14 protein-coding genes, 1 tRNA gene and 2 pseudogenes are annotated in these 16,553 nt (G+C 65.5%); 10 read left to right on the plus strand and 7 right to left on the minus strand.

Annotated features, from left to right (window positions below):
• Positions 1-113 precede the first annotated feature (113 nt).
• From ACO2RV_RS00005 to ACO2RV_RS00025, 5 genes and pseudogenes are all read left to right on the plus strand, one after another.
• Positions 114-224, plus strand: a pseudogene (locus ACO2RV_RS00005) (ATP-binding protein); the annotation flags it as partial.
• Between the two features lie 110 nt (positions 225-334).
• Positions 335-856 (plus strand): annotated as a pseudogene (locus ACO2RV_RS00010) (hypothetical protein); the annotation flags it as partial.
• A gap of 382 nt (positions 857-1,238) precedes the next feature.
• On the plus strand, positions 1,239-1,493 hold the full coding sequence (locus ACO2RV_RS00015) for a type II toxin-antitoxin system prevent-host-death family antitoxin (RefSeq protein WP_423288499.1): 255 nt from the start codon (positions 1,239-1,241) through the stop codon (positions 1,491-1,493).
• Between the two features lie 10 nt (positions 1,494-1,503).
• Positions 1,504-1,929 (plus strand): hypothetical protein, encoded by a 426-nt coding sequence (locus tag ACO2RV_RS00020; RefSeq protein WP_423288501.1) that lies wholly within the window; start codon positions 1,504-1,506, stop codon positions 1,927-1,929.
• Positions 1,930-1,954: 25 nt separating this feature from the next.
• The gene (locus ACO2RV_RS00025) at positions 1,955-3,652 is read left to right on the plus strand and encodes a recombinase family protein (RefSeq protein WP_423289843.1); all 1,698 of its coding nucleotides are present in this window, start codon (positions 1,955-1,957) and stop codon (positions 3,650-3,652) included.
• Here the strand turns inward: ACO2RV_RS00025 and ACO2RV_RS00030 are convergent.
• Positions 3,609-3,685 (minus strand) — tRNA-Met (locus ACO2RV_RS00030). The two genes, ACO2RV_RS00025 and ACO2RV_RS00030, sit on opposite strands and share 44 nt — an antisense overlap.
• A 157-nt stretch (positions 3,686-3,842) precedes the next feature.
• Here ACO2RV_RS00030 and ACO2RV_RS00035 point away from each other — a divergent pair.
• From ACO2RV_RS00035 to ACO2RV_RS00045, 3 genes are all read left to right on the plus strand, one after another.
• Positions 3,843-4,775, plus strand: coding sequence for a CHAD domain-containing protein (locus ACO2RV_RS00035; protein ID WP_423288503.1), 933 nt, complete (start codon positions 3,843-3,845; stop codon positions 4,773-4,775).
• A 44-nt stretch (positions 4,776-4,819) separates the two neighbouring features.
• Positions 4,820-5,746, plus strand: a complete 927-nt coding sequence (locus tag ACO2RV_RS00040) for a LysR family transcriptional regulator (RefSeq protein WP_423288505.1) — start codon at positions 4,820-4,822, stop codon at positions 5,744-5,746.
• Positions 5,747-6,038: 292 nt separating this feature from the next.
• Positions 6,039-7,244, plus strand: a complete 1,206-nt coding sequence (locus ACO2RV_RS00045; RefSeq protein ID WP_423288507.1) for an NAD-dependent formate dehydrogenase — start codon at positions 6,039-6,041, stop codon at positions 7,242-7,244.
• A gap of 130 nt (positions 7,245-7,374) precedes the next feature.
• On the opposite strand, the gene ACO2RV_RS00050 is transcribed toward ACO2RV_RS00045, so the two are convergent.
• Positions 7,375-9,726, minus strand: a complete 2,352-nt coding sequence (locus ACO2RV_RS00050; RefSeq protein WP_423288509.1) for a transketolase — start codon at positions 9,724-9,726, stop codon at positions 7,375-7,377.
• A gap of 126 nt (positions 9,727-9,852) precedes the next feature.
• Here ACO2RV_RS00050 and ACO2RV_RS00055 point away from each other — a divergent pair, with 126 nt between their 5' ends.
• The gene (locus tag ACO2RV_RS00055; RefSeq protein WP_423288511.1) at positions 9,853-10,326 is read left to right on the plus strand and encodes an Lrp/AsnC family transcriptional regulator; all 474 of its coding nucleotides are present in this window, start codon (positions 9,853-9,855) and stop codon (positions 10,324-10,326) included.
• A 68-nt stretch (positions 10,327-10,394) separates the two neighbouring features.
• Complete coding sequence (locus ACO2RV_RS00060) at positions 10,395-11,195, plus strand: DUF72 domain-containing protein (RefSeq protein ID WP_423288513.1); 801 nt, start codon at positions 10,395-10,397, stop codon at positions 11,193-11,195.
• Here the strand turns inward: ACO2RV_RS00060 and ACO2RV_RS00065 are convergent.
• The 5 genes from ACO2RV_RS00065 to ACO2RV_RS00085 all read right to left on the minus strand — a co-directional run bounded on the left by ACO2RV_RS00065 (position 11,179) and on the right by ACO2RV_RS00085 (position 16,552).
• Positions 11,179-12,558, minus strand: a complete 1,380-nt coding sequence (locus ACO2RV_RS00065) for a sensor histidine kinase (protein WP_423288515.1) — start codon at positions 12,556-12,558, stop codon at positions 11,179-11,181. The two genes, ACO2RV_RS00060 and ACO2RV_RS00065, sit on opposite strands and share 17 nt — an antisense overlap.
• Positions 12,555-13,232: a response regulator gene (locus ACO2RV_RS00070; protein ID WP_423288517.1), complete on the minus strand. Its 678-nt coding sequence runs from the start codon at positions 13,230-13,232 to the stop codon at positions 12,555-12,557. Before ACO2RV_RS00070 ends, ACO2RV_RS00065 begins: the two co-directional genes overlap by 4 nt.
• Before the next feature lie 6 nt (positions 13,233-13,238).
• Entirely contained in the window at positions 13,239-13,802 is a 564-nt protein-coding gene (locus ACO2RV_RS00075) for a cytochrome b/b6 domain-containing protein (RefSeq protein WP_423288519.1), read from the minus strand.
• The gene (locus tag ACO2RV_RS00080; protein WP_423288521.1) at positions 13,802-14,074 is read right to left on the minus strand and encodes a PepSY domain-containing protein; all 273 of its coding nucleotides are present in this window, start codon (positions 14,072-14,074) and stop codon (positions 13,802-13,804) included. Before ACO2RV_RS00080 ends, ACO2RV_RS00075 begins: the two co-directional genes overlap by 1 nt.
• A gap of 102 nt (positions 14,075-14,176) precedes the next feature.
• Entirely contained in the window at positions 14,177-16,552 is a 2,376-nt protein-coding gene (locus ACO2RV_RS00085; protein WP_423288523.1) for a phosphoketolase family protein, read from the minus strand.
• Between the last annotated feature and the right edge of the window lies 1 nt (position 16,553).

Here is a 16,553-nt window from a genome sequence, read left to right on the forward strand (position 1 = left end):
CGGACCGCGGGCCGAACGCATCGGGACGAGCGTGAGCCGTTGCCCGCAAAGGGCGTGATGTGGGTCCGTGATCGTGACCTCGGACACCAGCCGGTCGACGATGAGGGTATCCTGTAATGTTCGGGGACGCCAAGATGACGACCGCGCTGCTCGACCGGCTGACCCATCACTGCGACATCGTCGAGACCGGCAACGAGAGCTGGCGCTTCAAGAACAGGCTCTGAGCCAAGCGCTCCTCCGACCCGGAGCCGGCGCGGCTGCGCAACACAAGCCAGCTCCGCCGCGCCGCCTCCTCACCGCCTCAGCCCCTCAAGGGGTCAAGATTGGACGCCGATCGGGGGGCAATATTGCGCGCCGTTTGACATTCCAGGCCGCCGCCATGAAGCAGCGCTACTCGATCCGCTTTCCCGGTCTGCTCGACCAATCCTCCCGGCCGCGCGGGCTGTACCGGTTTTGCCGGGAAGAGGATGGATCGCTGCCGGATCCGGACCTCGCAAGTGCGGCGCTCGATGCGCCGCCCCTGCTGGCCGAGGAGATGGTGGACCTCGTCCGGTTCAAGACGGCGACGCTGACGGCCTTCGGCTATCAGCGCAACGGTGTCTGGGGCGAGGAGACGGCGTCGCAGAAGGTCGAGCATCTCGGCCTGATGTTCGGCGCGCTCGCAGCCTCACCCAGCGGCGCGGTCCATGGCTTCGGTGTACCGCTGGAAAACCTGAGCTTCGGTCTGCTGGTCTTCCCGATCGTGTGGGACTGGTACATCCAATGGCGCGAGCGTCGGCGCGGCTTCTACACCGCGTGGGAAGCCGACATGCTGCGGATCGCTGCCGCGCTCAGACAAGGCGTCCCATTTGTACGCGATGGCGTCCTATTCGCCGCACGACCGTCGTTTGGGGCTTTCCCCATGCGCTCCGATAGGTCTTCGGTCATTCCCGGACCTTTCCGGCACCGATTTCTCGGACGCAATGACTCTCAAGCGGCACAGGAACAACCCCAAGGCACTCGGACCGATAGCCGGACCGGAGACGGCGCTGGCCCGCGCCAGACGTGCTGAAGAGGCGTTTCTGGGTCTTGCCCGGATCATCAGTCGCCAGATCGCCCGCGAGCAGTTTGATCGGCACATCGCGTTGGAGCGGAAGGTCCGGAGGAAACGTTCGAAGGGCGACAAGGTGTAATTCCAGCTTTGCTCATAAACAAATTATACGTATAATTCTGGCATTCGATCTGAAAGGATGCCCGCCATGGCGAGAGTCGGCTCCCTCGAATTCCAGCGCAAGTTCGGCGAGTTCCAGCATCAGGCCCAGCGCGAGCCGGTGGAGATCACGCGGCACGGACGCCGCGAGTTCGTGTTGATGTCCGCTGACCATTATGACTGGCTTCGGGCCGCCGCGCAGCGGACCCACCGCACGGCCGACGCCATCGATGTGGTGATCGACGCGGTGGAACGCGCGGAGATGGACGCCGAGCACACGCACCTGAACGACCTGTTGAAGTAAGGCGCTCGCCGTGGCGTTTCCTGAGCCAAAGCCCGGCCTCATCCTTCGCTATGATTACCTCTGGACGCACGAGGCAGCTGCCGGCCGCGATCAAGGCAAGGATCGCCCGACCTGCCTTGTCGCCGCGACCGATTCCCTTGTGCGCCCTCGCTATGTAGTGTTGCTGCCGATCACCCATACGCCGCCGTCCGGGGATACGGTGGGGATCGAGATTCCGGCGAAGGTGAAAGAGGCTATCGGCCTCGACAGCGAGCCGAGTTGGGTAATCGTATCGGAGCACAATATCGACGAATGGCCGAATGGCGGGCTGTCGCCGGTTCCTGGCAAGCTAGGTGAGTTCAGCTACGGATTCATCCCGCCAGGGCTGTTCGAGAAAATCAGGGCCAGCTTCCTCGAACTGGCACGAGCGAAGAAGAGTGGTGCCGTCCGCCGCTGACCATGGAGACACGAAAGGAAGGTCGATGACCCGCGTCGCGCTCTATGCCCGCTATTCCTCAGATCACCAGCGGGAAGCCTCAATCGAAGATCAGCTTCGCCTCTGCCGGGAGCAGGCGAGACGCGACACGTGGAAGGTGGTCGCCACTTACAAGGACGCAGGGATTTCCGGTTCCAGCATGATCCTGCGACCTGGCATCCAGATGCTGTTGCAGGACGCGCAGGCGGGACAATTCGATGTGGTGATGGCCGAGGCGCTGGACCGCATCAGCCGCGACCAGGCGGACATTGCGACGCTGTTCAAGCACCTCAAATTCGCCGACGTGCCGATCGTCACATTGGCCGAAGGCGAGATCAGCGAATTGCATGTCGGCCTGAAGGGCACGATGAACGCGCTTTTCCTCAAGGACCTTGCCGCCAAGACGCATCGCGGCCTCCGTGGTCGTATCGAGGACGGCAAGTCGGGCGGTGGGCTCTGCTACGGCTACAAGGTGGTGAAGAAGCTCGGCACATACGGCAATCCCGTTCGGGGAGACCGTGAGATCGACGAGGTCGAAGCCAACATTGTTCGACGTGTGTTTCGCGAGTTCGCGGATGGTGTAGGTCCGCGCACAATTGCGCGCCGACTGAACGAGGAGGGCATTCCCGGCCCGAGCGGCAAACTGTGGAGCGACACAACGATCCGCGGTCACGTCAAGCGCGGAACCGGCCTCGTGAACAATGAGCTTTATGTCGGCCGCTTGCTCTGGAACCGGCTTCGATATGTCAAAGACCCGTCAACTGGGAAGCGCGTCTCGCGAATGAATCCGGGCTCGGAGTGGATCGTCAAGGACGTCCCCGAGCTCCGGATCGTCGACGACGAGCTGTGGCAAGCCGTGCGCGAGCGGCAAGGCGAGATCAACGAGAAGTACGTGAATGTCACCGAGGCGATCCGTGATCACCATACCAAGAATCGACTGAACGGTGGCCGCAGGCCGAAATCGCTGCTCTCGGGGCTGATATTCTGCGGCTGCTGTGGCGGTCCGTATTCTCTGCGCGGATCCGACCGCTTCGCCTGCTCAAACCACATCAGCAAGGGTAGCTGCTCCAACAGCCGAACGATCCCGCGCGAGGAGTTGGAGCGCCGGGTGCTTGCCGGTCTCAAGGGTCGGATGATGGCACCTGAGGTCGCGGCAGAGGCGATGCGTGCCTATGCCGATGAGACGAACCGGCTCAACCGGGAGCGCCGCTCGAACGGCGACGCCTGGAAAGCGGAGCTGGTCAAAGTCGAAAAACAGATCAGGGGCATCATTGAGGCCATCAAGGCTGGAATGTTCCATGAGAGCATGAAGGCCGAAATGGACGCGTTGGAGGCCCGAAAAAAGGAGCTTTCGGAGCTACTGATCGATGTTCCCAACGACGTTCCGGACATGCTGGCGAGGGCAGCGGTCATCTATGCGAGCAAGGTGGCGACTCTGACCCGTGCGCTGAATAGGCCAGAGGAGAGGCCTCAGGCAGCGGAAGCCCTGCGGATGCTGATCGAACGGATCGTGCTCACGCCCGGCAATGAACGAGGCGAGATGTTCGCGGCGCTGCACGGCGAACTGCGCACCATCCTTGAATGGACCGAGCGCCAGGCAATCGGAAAGACCAGCAGAAAAACAAAACCCGCAGCCGAGGCTGCGGGTTTGTCTGTATCAGTGGTTGCGGGGGCAGGATTTGAACCTGCGGCCTTCAGGTTATGAGCCTGACGAGCTACCGGGCTGCTCCACCCCGCGTCAGAGCCGGTGCAAGGCGCCAGTGGCGCCGCCGACGCCGGGTATCTAGCAATCCGGATGGTCAAATGAAAGGGGCATGGGCTACTTTTTGTCATCGGACCGTCGCGCTTGGTCCGCATCCTTGGACTAAGTGTCTACAGGAAAAGGGGAATTATTTATGCTCGAGACTGTGCATGGCGGCTCTGCGCCCGCAGCCCCGGGCGAGCCGTCGGCGCGCGCCACGGTTGATCCGCTTGGCGAGGCAATCATGGAGGCTGCCGGAGAGGCGCGGACGGCGCTCGCCGTCGCGGATCCGGTCAAAGCGGTGCATGAGCTGCGCAAAGCCTTCAAGCGGCTGCGTGCGTTGCTCCGACTGGTTCGGCGGGAGACCGGCAGCCGCGAGGCGGCCGTGGAGGCCCGCACGCTGCGCCGTGAACTCGGCGAGGCGGCGCGTCAGCTCTCCGGCGCCCGCGACATGGCCGCCCGGCGTGAGGCGCTGGACGATCTGATGGAGAAGGATCTGCTCACGCCGGCGCTGCGCAAGACGGCGGGACGTGTGCTCGTTCCGCGCGGTTCGCAAGCGCAGGATGCCGGCCTGGCGCCACATCGCGAGGAACTGGCGCGGCTGATCGCGGCCACCGAGACCGCCGCTACTCGGCTGACGGGTGCGTGCCGCATCCCTGCGCTGCTGCGCGCCATGACCGGCGAATATGCGATCGCCCGCCGGCTGGGGCGGAAGGTGGATCCCGGCGACGCCGAGAGCCTGCACAATCTGCGCAAGGCAGTTGTCGCCCATCGTTACCAGATGGCGCTCGTCACCCATGCCTGGCCGGCAGTTGGCCGGGTGTGGGAGGTCGAACTCCAGCGGCTCCGGGAGAAGCTGGGCAAGTTCCAGGACCTTTCGGTACTGCTGGAGAGGCTCGGGCAAGCTTCCCTTGAGGGGCAGCCGGTGCCGGGCTGGAACGCGCCGCTTGCAGAGGCTGCCCGTGCTCGCCAGCTAAGACTGACAGTATCGGCCCTGCGTCTGCATGCGCGGCTGTTCGCCGAGAAGCCGAAGGCTTTTCGGCGCCGGCTCGCGGCGTATTTTGATCCTGTATCGGTTCGGGAATAAAACCCCATCTGCGGTGTTGTCCCGACGCCGATTGGAGCAGCCCGATGTTCGTCCGGCAAATGCACTACCTTGTCGCGCTTTCGCGCGAGAAGCACTTCGGCAGGGCGGCGGAGGCCTGTCACGTGTCCCAGCCGACGCTGTCGGCGGGTATCCGCAAGCTGGAGCAGGAGCTCGGCCTGCCTGTCGTCGTGCGGGGCCACCGCTTTCTCGGCTTCACCGCAGAGGGGGAGCGCGTCCTGGCCTGGGCCCGGCAGATCGCGGCAGATTACGAGAGCCTGCGGCAGGAGCGGGCTGACCCTTCCGGGCGCCTGAGCGGAACATTGCGCGTGGGTGCGATTCCGGCGGCGACTGCCGCGGCGCCGGCGCTGCTCGCCCCCTTCCGCGACCGTCACCCGGAGGTGAAGGTGCAGATGCTGACACTGAGCTCGGCGGCGATCCAGCGCGGACTGGACGAACTCGATCTCGATGCCGGCATCACCTATCTCGAGAACGAGCCGCTGAACCGGGTGCGGCGCGTGCCGCTCTATACGGAACGCTATGTCTTCGTGACGCGGGCGGACAATCCCCTCGCGCGGCGCCGGTCGATCCGCTGGGCGGAGGCGGCGGGGCAGCCGCTCTGCCTGCTCACCCCGGATATGCAGAACAGGCGCATCATCGATCATGTAATGACCGAGGCGGGGCTCGTCTCGCAGCCGGCCATCGAGACCAATTCCTTCATGGGCGTGTGGAGTTTCGTGCGGCGCGGGCCGTGGACCAGCATCGTGCCGGAAGCCAGTTTCCAGGGGCTGGGCGATGCAGCCGACCTCGTCGCGGTGCCCCTCGTCGAGCCGGTGCATGTGCAGCCGGTCGGCCTTGTGCTCTCCGACCGCGATCCGCTGAGCCCGGTCGCCGCGGCGCTGCTGAAGCTGGCGCGCAGCCTGTCGCCCGACGGCGCCGGTCGCGAAAAGTCGATTGAGAATATTTCCAGGTAATGCCGGCTTCATCGTCGGTATCTATCAATTGTTCATCCCTTTCAATTTGAGATTTTCACTCCTCGCCCTACGTTCAAATGGTCGGCAGCGAAGCGGCGGAAAGATCAACCGCAGGCTAGCCGACGTGGAGGATGCCCCGTCGCGCCGCGCTTACGAGCATCAGCGGCAACTCGTCTGTGAGAAAGCGCGCCGGAAACGGACAAGTTTCGAAGCCTTGGCGTTCGGAGCCGAGCGGTCTGCCGTTCCCGCGGCGGAAGCGTCCCCACTTACCCCAATGAGAGGAGACGCGACTATGGCGAAGGTTCTGTGCGTTCTTTACGACGATCCGATCGACGGCTACCCCAAGTCCTATGCTCGTGACGATCTGCCGAGGATCGACCACTATCCCGGCGGCCAGACCCTGCCGACGCCGAAGGCGATCGATTTTGTCCCCGGCACGTTGCTGGGGAGCGTTTCCGGCGAACTGGGCCTGCGCAAGTACCTCGAAGCCAACGGCCACACGCTGGTCGTGACCTCGGACAAGGATGGGCCGGACTCGGTGTTCGAGCGCGAGCTGGTCGACGCCGACGTCGTCATTTCCCAGCCCTTCTGGCCGGCCTATCTCACGCCCGAGCGCATCGCCAAGGCGAAGAACCTCAAGCTCGCTCTGACCGCGGGCATCGGCTCGGACCACGTCGACCTGCAGTCGGCCATCGACCGCAACATCACCGTCGCGGAAGTCACCTACTGCAACTCGATCAGCGTCGCCGAGCATGTGGTGATGATGATCCTGGGCCTGGTACGCAACTATCTCCCCTCGCATGACTGGGCGCGCAAGGGCGGCTGGAACATCGCCGACTGTGTGGCGCACTCCTATGACCTCGAGGCGATGAGCGTCGGCACCGTGGCTGCCGGTCGTATCGGTCTTGCCGTCCTGCGCCGCCTCGCGCCGTTCGACGTGAAGCTGCACTACACCGACCGCCACCGCCTTCCGGAAGCGGTCGAGAAGGAGCTGAACCTCACCTGGCACGCCACGCGCGAGGAGATGTATCCGCATTGCGACGTGGTCACGCTCAACTGCCCGCTGCACCCCGAAACCGAGCACATGATCAATGACGAGACGCTGAAGCTGTTCAAGCGCGGCGCCTATATCGTCAACACCGCCCGCGGCAAGCTGTGCGACCGCGACGCAGTGGCGCGGGCGCTCGAGAACGGCCAGCTTGCCGGTTATGCCGGTGACGTCTGGTTCCCGCAGCCGGCGCCGGCGGACCATCCCTGGCGCACCATGAAGTGGAACGGCATGACGCCGCACATTTCCGGCACGTCGCTGACCGCGCAGACGCGCTATGCCGCCGGCACGCGCGAAATTCTCGAATGCTTCTTCGAGGGGCGTCCCATCCGCGACGAGTACCTGATCGTGCAGGGCGGCAATCTCGCCGGCGTCGGCGCGCATTCCTATTCCAAGGGCAACGCGACCGGCGGCTCGGAAGAGGCCGCGAAGTTCAAGAAGGCGAGCTGACCCTTTTATTCCCCGGTGCGCGCCGTTCGCGGTGTGCACCGTGCCTTCCCAATGCGATCGCAGGCTCTCACTGATGATCGTCTAGCAAACTGGCGCGCCGGTCCCGCGAAGACCGGCGCGCCTTTTCTTTTCACACTGCCCTGAGATAGCGGATGGGCCGGCCGGGTGCGATGGCCTGCGCGGCGCGGGCGATGCCCTGCGCATCAATGCCGTAATGGCGATAGAGATCGGCAATCGTTCCGGTCTGGCCGAAATGCTCGACGCCGAGTGCGCGGGTGCGGTGGCCCCACACCGAACCGAGCCAGCTCAGCGTCGCCGGGTGACCGTCGACGACGGTAATCAGCGCACAATCCTGCGGCACGTGGGCCAGCAGCGTCTCCACAGGACTGCGGGCCTGCGCCGAGCCGTCCTCGCGTGCCTTCTGCGCCGCCGTCCATCCCGCGTGCAGCCGATCCGCCGAAGTGATGGCGAGCAGGCCGACATCGCGCCGATCCTCGGCGATGAGCCCGACGGCCTCGATGGCTTCTGGCGCCAGCGCGCCGGAATAGGCGACGACCACCTGCGCGTTCGGCCCCGGCCGGCGCATCCAGTAGCCGCCCTTGACGATGTCCTCGGTGAGCGCGGCGTCGAGCGTGCGCTTGGGCTGCTCGATGGTGCGGGTGGACAGGCGCAGATAGGTCGAGCCGCCGTTCTCGCACTGCATGTGGTCGAAGGCGAAGCGCAATATGACGGCGAGTTCGTCGACGAAGGCCGGCTCGAAGCTGGCCAGCCCATCCTGCGTCATGCCGATCAGCGGCGTGGCGATGGACTGGTGCGCTCCGCCCTCCGGCGCTAGCGTGACCCCCGAGGGCGTGGCGGCGAGGATGAAGCGGGCATCCTGGTAGCAGGCATAGTTCAAGGCATCGAGGCCGCGCTCGATGAACGGATCATACAGCGTGCCGACGGGGAGCAGCCGCTCGCCGAAGATGGAGTGCGACAGGCCGAGCGCCGAGAGCATGATGAACAGGTTCATCTCGGCAATGCCGAGTTCCATGTGCTGGCCCTTGGGCGAGAACTCCCAGTTGAAGGTGGAGGGGATGCGTTCCTTCCTGAAGGTGTCGGCCAGTTCCTCGCGGGCGAACAGGCCGCGCCGGTTCACGAAGGCGCCGAGATTGGTCGAGACCGTCACGTCCGGCGAGGTGGTGACGACGCGGCTGGCGAATTCGCTGTCCTGCTTGCCGATGTCGTTCAGTAGCAGGCCGAAGCCCTGCTGGGTCGACATGGCGGGCTGAAGCTGCACCGACAGCTTTGCCGGAACCTCGATTGCCGGCGCCTTGTAGCGGCGTGCGCCGCGCGCGTTGAACGGCGCGGCCTCGATGAGGGCCCTGAGTTCGGTGGCCGGCGTGGCGAGGCCTTCGAAGGCGTCCCATTCATGACCCGGGCGAATTCGGTGCCGGGCGCGCAGATCTTCCATCTGCGCCGGCGTCATCAGTCCGGCATGGTTGTCCTTGTGGCCGGCGAGAGGCAGGCCGAAACCCTTGATGGTGTAGGCGATGAAGCAGACCGGGCGGTCATGCGTGCGCGCTTCCTCGAAAGCGTGCAGCAGCGAGGCCAGGTCATGGCCGCCGAGATTGGTCATGAGCTGGCCCAGCTCCTCGTCGGAGCGCGCCTCGATCAGCGCCGTGACCGGGCCCTGATCGCCGATGTCATCGAGCAGACGCCGGCGCCACGCCTTGCCGCCCTGGAAGGTCAGCGCCGAATAAAGCTGGTTGGGGCAGGTGTCGATCCAGCGGCGCAGCGCCTCGCCGCCGGGCTCGGTGAAGGCAGCCTCCAGCAGGCGGCCATATTTGAGGATGACCACGTCCCAGCCGAAATTGTGGAAGATGGATTCGAAGCGCTCCCACAAGCCTTCGCGCACCACGGCGTCCAGGCTCTGGCGGTTATAGTCGACGATCCACCAGGTGTTGCGCAGGCCGTGCTTCCAGCCCTCCAGCAGCGCCTCGAAGATGTTGCCCTCGTCCATCTCGGCATCGCCGACCAGCGCGACCATCTTGCCCTCGGGCAAAGCGGTGCCGAGGTCTTTCGCCCGCAGATAATCCTGCACCAGCGAGGAGAACAGCGTCTGCGCCACGCCAAGGCCGACCGAACCGGTGGAGAAATCCACGTCGTCGATGTCCTTCGTCCGCGAGGGGTAGGACTGCGCGCCTTTGTAGCCGCGGAAATTCTCCAGCTTGGCGCGTGTCTGGTTGCCGAACAGGTACTGGATGGCGTGGAAGATCGGGCTCGCATGCGGCTTCACCGCCACCCGGTCCTCTGGGCGCAGCGCCTTGAAATAGAGCGCCGTCAGGATCGTGGCCAGCGAGGCCGAGGAGGCCTGGTGGCCGCCGACCTTCAGCCCGTCCGCGCTGGGGCGGAGATGGTTGGCGTTGTGGATCGTCCACATGGCCAGCCACAGCACCTTGCGCTCGAGTTCCTCAAGCAATTCCACCCGTTCCGCGGCCATGTTCTCTCTCCGGCTTGCAGGAAAGAGAGATTACATCGGTGGTGCGAGCTGAGGCAGGCATTGTAGGCTAGCGGAATGCAGCACAATGGCGAATTCAGCCAGGATCACTCTCGGGATTAGCGGAAAATGGCAGAAGCGAAGCTCGATGGGATCGACCGCAAGATTCTCGTGGCGTTGCAGGAAAACGCCCATGCGACGATGGAGGAGATCAGCGCCAAGGTCGGGCTCTCGCCTTCGCCCTGCGCGCGGCGGGTGCGCCAGATGGAGGCGGCGGGCGTCATCCGGGGCTATGTTGCCATCCTCGATCAGGAAAAGGTCGGGCTGCCGATCAGCGTGTTCGCCTCGATCCGGCTGGAGCGCCAGCGCGAAGACGAGCTCGACCGCTTTGCCAGGGCGATCGCGCGCTGGCCGGAGATCGTCGAGTGCTATTTGATGACCGGCCAGCGCGATTATCTGCTGCGCATCGTGGTGAAGGACCTGCCGGCCTATGAGGCCTTCCTCAAGCGTACGCTGACGCGGCTGGAAGGCGTCGCCTCGATCGAATCCAGCTTCGCCCTGAGCCAGGTGAAGCACGCGCAGGCGCTGCCGATCGACCAGTGAGATCGGGTTGCCGGAGCCGGGGCCGGCTCCTATCCTGCCCGCCCTTCACACAGGCGAACGAGGCCATCATGGCGAAGCACGGGCATATCCGCATCGGCGTCGGCGGCTGGACTTATGAGCCGTGGCGCGGGGCGTTCTATCCCGACGGCCTCGCTCAGAAGCGCGAGCTGCAATATGCCGGCTCGAAGCTCACGGCCATCGAGATCAACGGCACCTATTACGGCTCGCAGAAGCCGGAGAGCTTCGCCAAATGGTTCGCGGAGACGCCCGACGATTTCGTGTTCACGCTGAAGGGATCGCGCTTCACCACCAATCGCCGGGTTCTCGCCGAGGCGGGCGAATCCGTCGAGCGCTTCGTTACCAGCGGCATCGCCGAGCTGAAGCACAAGCTTGGTCCGATCAACTGGCAGTTCATGGCCACCAAGAAGTTCGACCCCGCCGACTTCGAAGGCTTCCTCAAGCTGCTGCCGAAAAGTGTCGACGGCATCGCGCTGCGCCATGCCGTGGAGGTGCGGCACGACAGCTTCAAGAACGCGGAATTCGTCGCGCTGGCGCGGGAATATGGTGTCGCCATCATCTTCGCCGGGGACTCGGAGTTCCCCGCCATCGCCGATGTAACGGCACCCTTCGTCTATGCCCGCATCATGGGGACGCGGGAAGACGAGGAACTCGGCTATTCCGGCAAGGCGCTGGACGGCTGGGCGGAGGCGGCCAAGGCATGGTCGGCGGGGCAGACGCCGGCCGCGCTGAAGGATGGGCTTCTCGCGCCGGCAGCAAAGGTGGAGCCGCGCGAGGTGTTCCTGTTCGTCATTAGCGGCTTCAAGCTGCACAATCCCGCGGCCGCCATGGCACTCATCGAGCGGGTGTGATCTCGCCGGGCGGCGGTGGAAAGACCAGCCGGGCCACCGTGCCGTGCGGCACGTTGGGCGTGATCTCGAGCCGCCCGCCATGCAGCGCGGCGATGCGGCGGACGATTTCCAACCCGATGCCAAGGCCGCCGGCGCGTTTGTAATGGCCTGGCGCGTCGTGACCGGCGCCGGTCTGCGGTTTTTCCGCCTCGAAGCCGATGCCGTCATCACTGACGCCGAGGCCGGGACCGCCATCGGTGGCGACGGTGATCGCGATGCCGGGGCCGGCGTGCCGCACGGCGTTCTCGATCAGGTTGCGCACTGCGTCCTTGAGCAGCGCCGCATGGGCGGTGATCGTCGGCTCGGCGACCCCGTCAAAGGCGATGGAGGCGCCGTGCGAATAGACGAAGGGAGCCAGCGTGCCGACGCTGTCGCGACCGAGCTCGGCGAGATTTATGGGGGCGAAGCCGGTACGGTCGGAGGCTTCCAGCCGCGCCAGCGTGACCAGTTGCTCGACGAAGTGGGTGAGCTCGTCGAGTTCGGCGGTCACGCGCCGCGCCGCCGGATGGTCGATGCGCTCCAGCTCCAGCCGGATCACCGCGAGCGGGGTGCGGATCTCGTGGGCGATGGCCGAGGTGAACAGCTTCTGCGCCGCCATCAATTCGCGGGTGCGGGCATAGGAGCGGTTCACCGCGCCGGTCAATTGGGCGATCTCCAGCGGCATGCCCGCCTCGTCGAGTCGCGCATCGGGGCTGAGCGGGTCGAGGCGCTCGGCCTTTTCCGCCTCGACCGTCACCGGGTGCAGTGCCGTGCGTAGTGAGAACAGCGTGGCACCGAGCACGAAGATGAGCGTGAGGCTCATCGGCAGCACCATGTGGTCCAGGGCCTCCTCCGCCAGCACGCCCCAGATCGCGCCCTGCGGGTCGCCGGTGACGGCAAGCTCGATGAACGCGCTGCGATCGCCGATCTCCACCGTCCGTCCGCCGGCGAAGGAAAGCGGATAGCCGGGCGCGAGGATGCGCATCCAGAAGGAGGGCGGGTTGAGGTCGAGGGGCAGGAAGTGCTCGGTGCACGCCCGGTCGCAATGGGAGAAGAGCACCACGCCGCTGGCCGTGCGCACGCGCGCGACATAGCCGGAGCCCTCAGTATCGTAGCGCGAGGCAAGCTCGCGCGGCAGCTGGAACGCCAGCCGCGTGCCGTTGCGCGCGAGGCCGCCGGCGAGTTCGGAGGTTTCCTGTTCCAGCGTAAGCCGGGCAAGGTTCTCCGGGTCGCTGGCATATTGGCCGAGGACGATGACGAGCTGCGCCAGCATGGCCAGCGCGGCGAAGGCGATGATGCGCCCGGCGACGATCCGCCCCAGCGGGCGCGCCCGCCGCACGTTCACGCGCCGGTCTCGCGCAGCATGTAGCCGACCCCGCGCACCGTCTCGATGGCGGTGCCGGTCGGATGCGGCGCGAGCTTGCGGCGCAGGCGCGAGAGCACCACTTCGATGGCGTTCGGGCTCACCTCCTCGTCGAACTCGGACAGCCCTTCTTCCAGCCCGCGCTTCGGCGTCACCCGCCCGGCGTTGCGCATGAGGATTTCCAGCGCGGCACGCTCGCGCGGGGCGAGGGCGACGATTTCGCCGGCGCAGCTGGTCTCATGCGTGGCGGGATCGAAGCGCAGCGCACCGGCCTCCAGCACCGGATCGACTGAGAGCGGCGCGCGGCGTAGCAATGCCCGCGCGCGGGCGAGCAACTCGCCATTGTTGAATGGCTTGACGAGATAGTCGTCAGCCCCGGCGTCGAGGCCGGCGATGCGCTCGTCCACCGCGCCGCGTGCGGTCAGCACGAGAACTGGCGTCGCGTCCTTGCGGCGGCGCAAGGCGCGCAGCAGCTCGAGACCGTCGCCGTCGGGCAGCCCGAGATCGAGCAGCACGAGGTCGTAGCGGGTGGTGGCGAGGGCGTCGTCGGCCTTGCCGAGATCGCTCACGGCATCGAGCCGCCAGCCGGCGTCACGTATCGTGTCGCCGACCAGCTCGCGCAGACGCGCGCTGTCTTCCACAAGCAGCAGTCTCACCGCCCCTCACGCCCGTTTACGGCCAGTCACCATGGACCAGACGAGGTTTTCGTGGTGCCGCCAGCTTTCGAACAGAGCTGCCGCCGCATGGACCAGCGCCAGAACCAGTATGCCATTGGCAAGGGCTTCGTGCAGCTCTTCCAGCCAGTCCTCGCCCCAGAAGGCGTCGAGACCCATCATCCAGCCCGTGAGCGAGACACCGGCGAGCAGCACCATGAGCGCCAGCATCATGACCGCACCGGCCGGATTGTGGCCCAGCATGCGCGGCTCGCGACCGGCGACAAGCGCTGCGATGTAACGGCGGAGACGCGAGGGCGTCGGCACGAAGTCCTGGAAACGCGCATATTTCGTGCCGACGACCCCCCAGACGAGGCGGATAACGAGTGCGCCGGCCACGACATAGCCGACGATTTCGTGCGGCAGTTCGCCGTCTTCGAGAACGAACAGGTTGAGGATGCAGCCGGCGACGACCGTCCAGTGGAACAGGCGCACGACCGGATCCCACACCCGGACGCTGGCGCCCGTGGCCGGCGACTGCACGTCACCGGCCTGAGCTGCTTGAGACGCCATCAGTCGATTTCGGACTTCACGACGGCGCCGGTGACCGGATTGAAATACACCTCGGCCTTGCGGTTGTCCTTGGTATATCCGTAGATCTCGTAGCAGCTGCCCGAGACCTTGAAGGTCTTGATCTTCTGGTAGCCCATCTCGGTGACCTTCGCCTTCATGGCATCCTCGGTCATCCACTTATCCTTGGCTTCGGTGGTACAGGCAGGTCCGGCAAAAGCGGCAACGGGAGTGAGGGCCGAGAGGGCGACGATGCCGGCAATGATCTTGCGCATGGGGCTTCCTTTACTGACGATCGGCGAACTGCATCGATCGCCGGCACGCTAGTCGCGGGAAGCTGTCCGCCGCCTGTCAGGAAGGAACGCCGTGCGGGGCGGTCAGGCCCCGCCGGGCCAGCGCCAGTCGCGCACCTCCGGCAGGTCAAGGCCATGAGCACGGATGTAGCGCGCATGCTCCGTCAGCTTGTCGCGGATAGCCTGTCGGACATGGACGTCGCCCTGCAGTTTCGGCACACGGTCGATCACGTCGGCGACGAGGTGGAAGCGGTCGAGCCGATTGCGCACCACCATATCGAAGGGCGTGGTGGTGGAGCCCTCCTCGACATAGCCGCGCACATGCATGTTGTCGTGGTTGGTGCGGCGATAGGCGAGGCGGTGAATGAGCCAGGGATAGCCGTGATAGGCGAAGATCACCGGCTTGTCCCGGGTGAATAGCGCGTCGAAATCCGCGTCCGACAGCCCGTGCGGGTGCTCGGATTTCGGTTGCAGCGTCATCAGGTCGACGACGTTGACCACCCGCGCCTTCAGCTCGGGGAAATAGTCGCGCAGCAGGCTGGCGGCGGCCAGTGTCTCCAGCGTCGGCACGTCGCCGGCGCAGGCGAGCACCACATCCGGCTCGTCGCCCTGGTCGCTGCTGGCCCATTCCCACAGGCCGATGCCCTGCGCGCAGTGCTTGATGGCGGCGTCCATGTCGAGCCATTGCGGCGCGGGCTGTTTGCCGGCGACGATGACGTTCACCCGGTTCCATGAGCGCAGGCAGTGGTCCGTCACATAGAGCAGCGTGTTGGCGTCCGGCGGCAGGTAGACCCGCACGACATCCGCCTTCTTGTTCACCACATGGTCGATGAAGCCGGGATCCTGATGGCTGAAGCCGTTATGGTCCTGCCGCCAGACATGCGAGGTGAGCAGGTAGTTGAGCGAGGCGATGGGCCGGCGCCACTCCACCTCGCTGGAGGATTTCAGCCATTTGGCGTGCTGGTTGAACATCGAATCGACGATGTGGATGAATGCCTCGTAGCAGGAGAACAGCCCGTGCCGGCCGGTGAGGAGATAGCCCTCCAGCCAGCCCTGGCACATGTGCTCGGACAGCATCTCGGTCACGCGCCCGTTCAGCGCGAGATGGTCGTCATAGGAGAGCTTCTCGGCGTTCCAGGCGCGGTCCGTGACCTCGAACAGCGCCTGCAGCCGGTTGGAGGCGGTCTCATCCGGGCCGAACACGCGAAAATTCTTCGCGGCAAGGTTCTCCTTCATCACGTCGCGCAGGAAGGTGCCCATCACATAGGTCGATTCCAGATCGACCGCGCCGGGATGAGGCAGCTTCACGGCATAGTCGGTGAAATCCGGCAGACGCAGGGGGCGGCGCAGCGCGCCGCCATTGGCGTGCGGATTGGCGCTCATGCGCTTCTCGCCCTCGGGCGCGAGCGAGGCGATCTCGGGTTTCAGACAGCCCGCCGCGTCGAACAGCTCCTCAGGCTTGTAGCTCTTCATCCAGTCTTCGAGCAGCGTGACATGCTCGGGCTTCGACATGTCGGAGAACGGCACCTGGTGCGAGCGCCAGAAACCTTCCGCCCTCTTGCCGTCGACCGTCTTCGGCCCGGTCCAGCCCTTGGGGCTGCGCAGCACGATCATTGGCCAGCGCGGGCGTGTCGTCACGCCATCCTCGCGCGCGGCCTTCTGGATCGTGGCGATCTTCGCGAATGCCTCATCGAAGCCGGCCGCCATGGCCTGATGCATCGGCTCGGGCTCCTCGCCTTCGACGAAGATCGGGTCGTAGCCATAGCCCTGCAGCAGGCTTTTCAGTTCGTCATGCGGAATGCGGGCGAGCACGGTGGGGTTGGCGATCTTGTAGCCGTTGAGGTGGAGGATCGGCAGCACCGCGCCGTCGGCGGCGGGGTTGAGGAACTTGTTGCCGTGCCAGGAGGTGGCGAGCGGGCCCGTCTCGGCCTCGCCGTCGCCGATGACGCAGGCGACGATCAGGTCCGGATTGTCCAGTACCGCGCCATAGGCGTGGGAGAGTGAATAGCCGAGCTCGCCGCCCTCATGGATCGAGCCGGGCGTCTCGGGCGCCGCGTGGCTCGGGATGCCGCCGGGAAAGGAGAACTGGCGGAACAGCCGGCGCAGGCCCTCCTCGTCCCGCGAGATGTCGGGGAAGAGTTCGCTGTAGGTTCCATCCAGATAGGTGGAGGCCACCACGCCCGGCGCGCCATGGCCCGGACCGGCGATGAACAGCACGTTCGCGCCGGTGTCGCGGATGACGCGGTTGAGATGGACGTAGAGGAAATTCAGTCCTGGCGTCGTGCCCCAATGGCCGAGCAGGCGCGGCTTGATGTGATCGAGGGTGAGCTTCTCGCGCAGCAGCGGGTTGTCCAGGAGGTAGATCTGGCCGACCGAGAGGTAGTTCGCCGCCCGCCACCATGCGTGCATGTGCTGGAGGCGTTCCGGGCTCAGCGTCGCCTTCGAGGTCGCGTCGGCCATC

Source organism: Ancylobacter sp. VNQ12 (assembly GCF_049445835.1).
In the GTDB taxonomy this organism is placed as follows: domain Bacteria; phylum Pseudomonadota; class Alphaproteobacteria; order Rhizobiales; family Xanthobacteraceae; genus Ancylobacter.

Coding starts and splice junctions, on each gene's coding strand:
- ACO2RV_RS00015 (WP_423288499.1), top strand. CDS start 1,239: ATGGCGAGAGTCGGCTCCCTCGAATTCCAGCGCAAGTTCGGCGAGTTC.
- ACO2RV_RS00025 (WP_423289843.1), top strand. CDS start 1,955: ATGACCCGCGTCGCGCTCTATGCCCGCTATTCCTCAGATCACCAGCGG.
- ACO2RV_RS00035 (WP_423288503.1), top strand. CDS start 3,843: ATGCTCGAGACTGTGCATGGCGGCTCTGCGCCCGCAGCCCCGGGCGAG.
- ACO2RV_RS00040 (WP_423288505.1), top strand. CDS start 4,820: ATGTTCGTCCGGCAAATGCACTACCTTGTCGCGCTTTCGCGCGAGAAG.
- ACO2RV_RS00045 (WP_423288507.1), top strand. CDS start 6,039: ATGGCGAAGGTTCTGTGCGTTCTTTACGACGATCCGATCGACGGCTAC.
- ACO2RV_RS00050 (WP_423288509.1), bottom strand. CDS start 9,726: ATGGCCGCGGAACGGGTGGAATTGCTTGAGGAACTCGAGCGCAAGGTG.
- ACO2RV_RS00055 (WP_423288511.1), top strand. CDS start 9,853: ATGGCAGAAGCGAAGCTCGATGGGATCGACCGCAAGATTCTCGTGGCG.
- ACO2RV_RS00060 (WP_423288513.1), top strand. CDS start 10,395: ATGGCGAAGCACGGGCATATCCGCATCGGCGTCGGCGGCTGGACTTAT.
- ACO2RV_RS00075 (WP_423288519.1), bottom strand. CDS start 13,802: ATGGCGTCTCAAGCAGCTCAGGCCGGTGACGTGCAGTCGCCGGCCACG.
- ACO2RV_RS00080 (WP_423288521.1), bottom strand. CDS start 14,074: ATGCGCAAGATCATTGCCGGCATCGTCGCCCTCTCGGCCCTCACTCCC.
- ACO2RV_RS00085 (WP_423288523.1), bottom strand. CDS start 16,552: ATGGCCGACGCGACCTCGAAGGCGACGCTGAGCCCGGAACGCCTCCAG.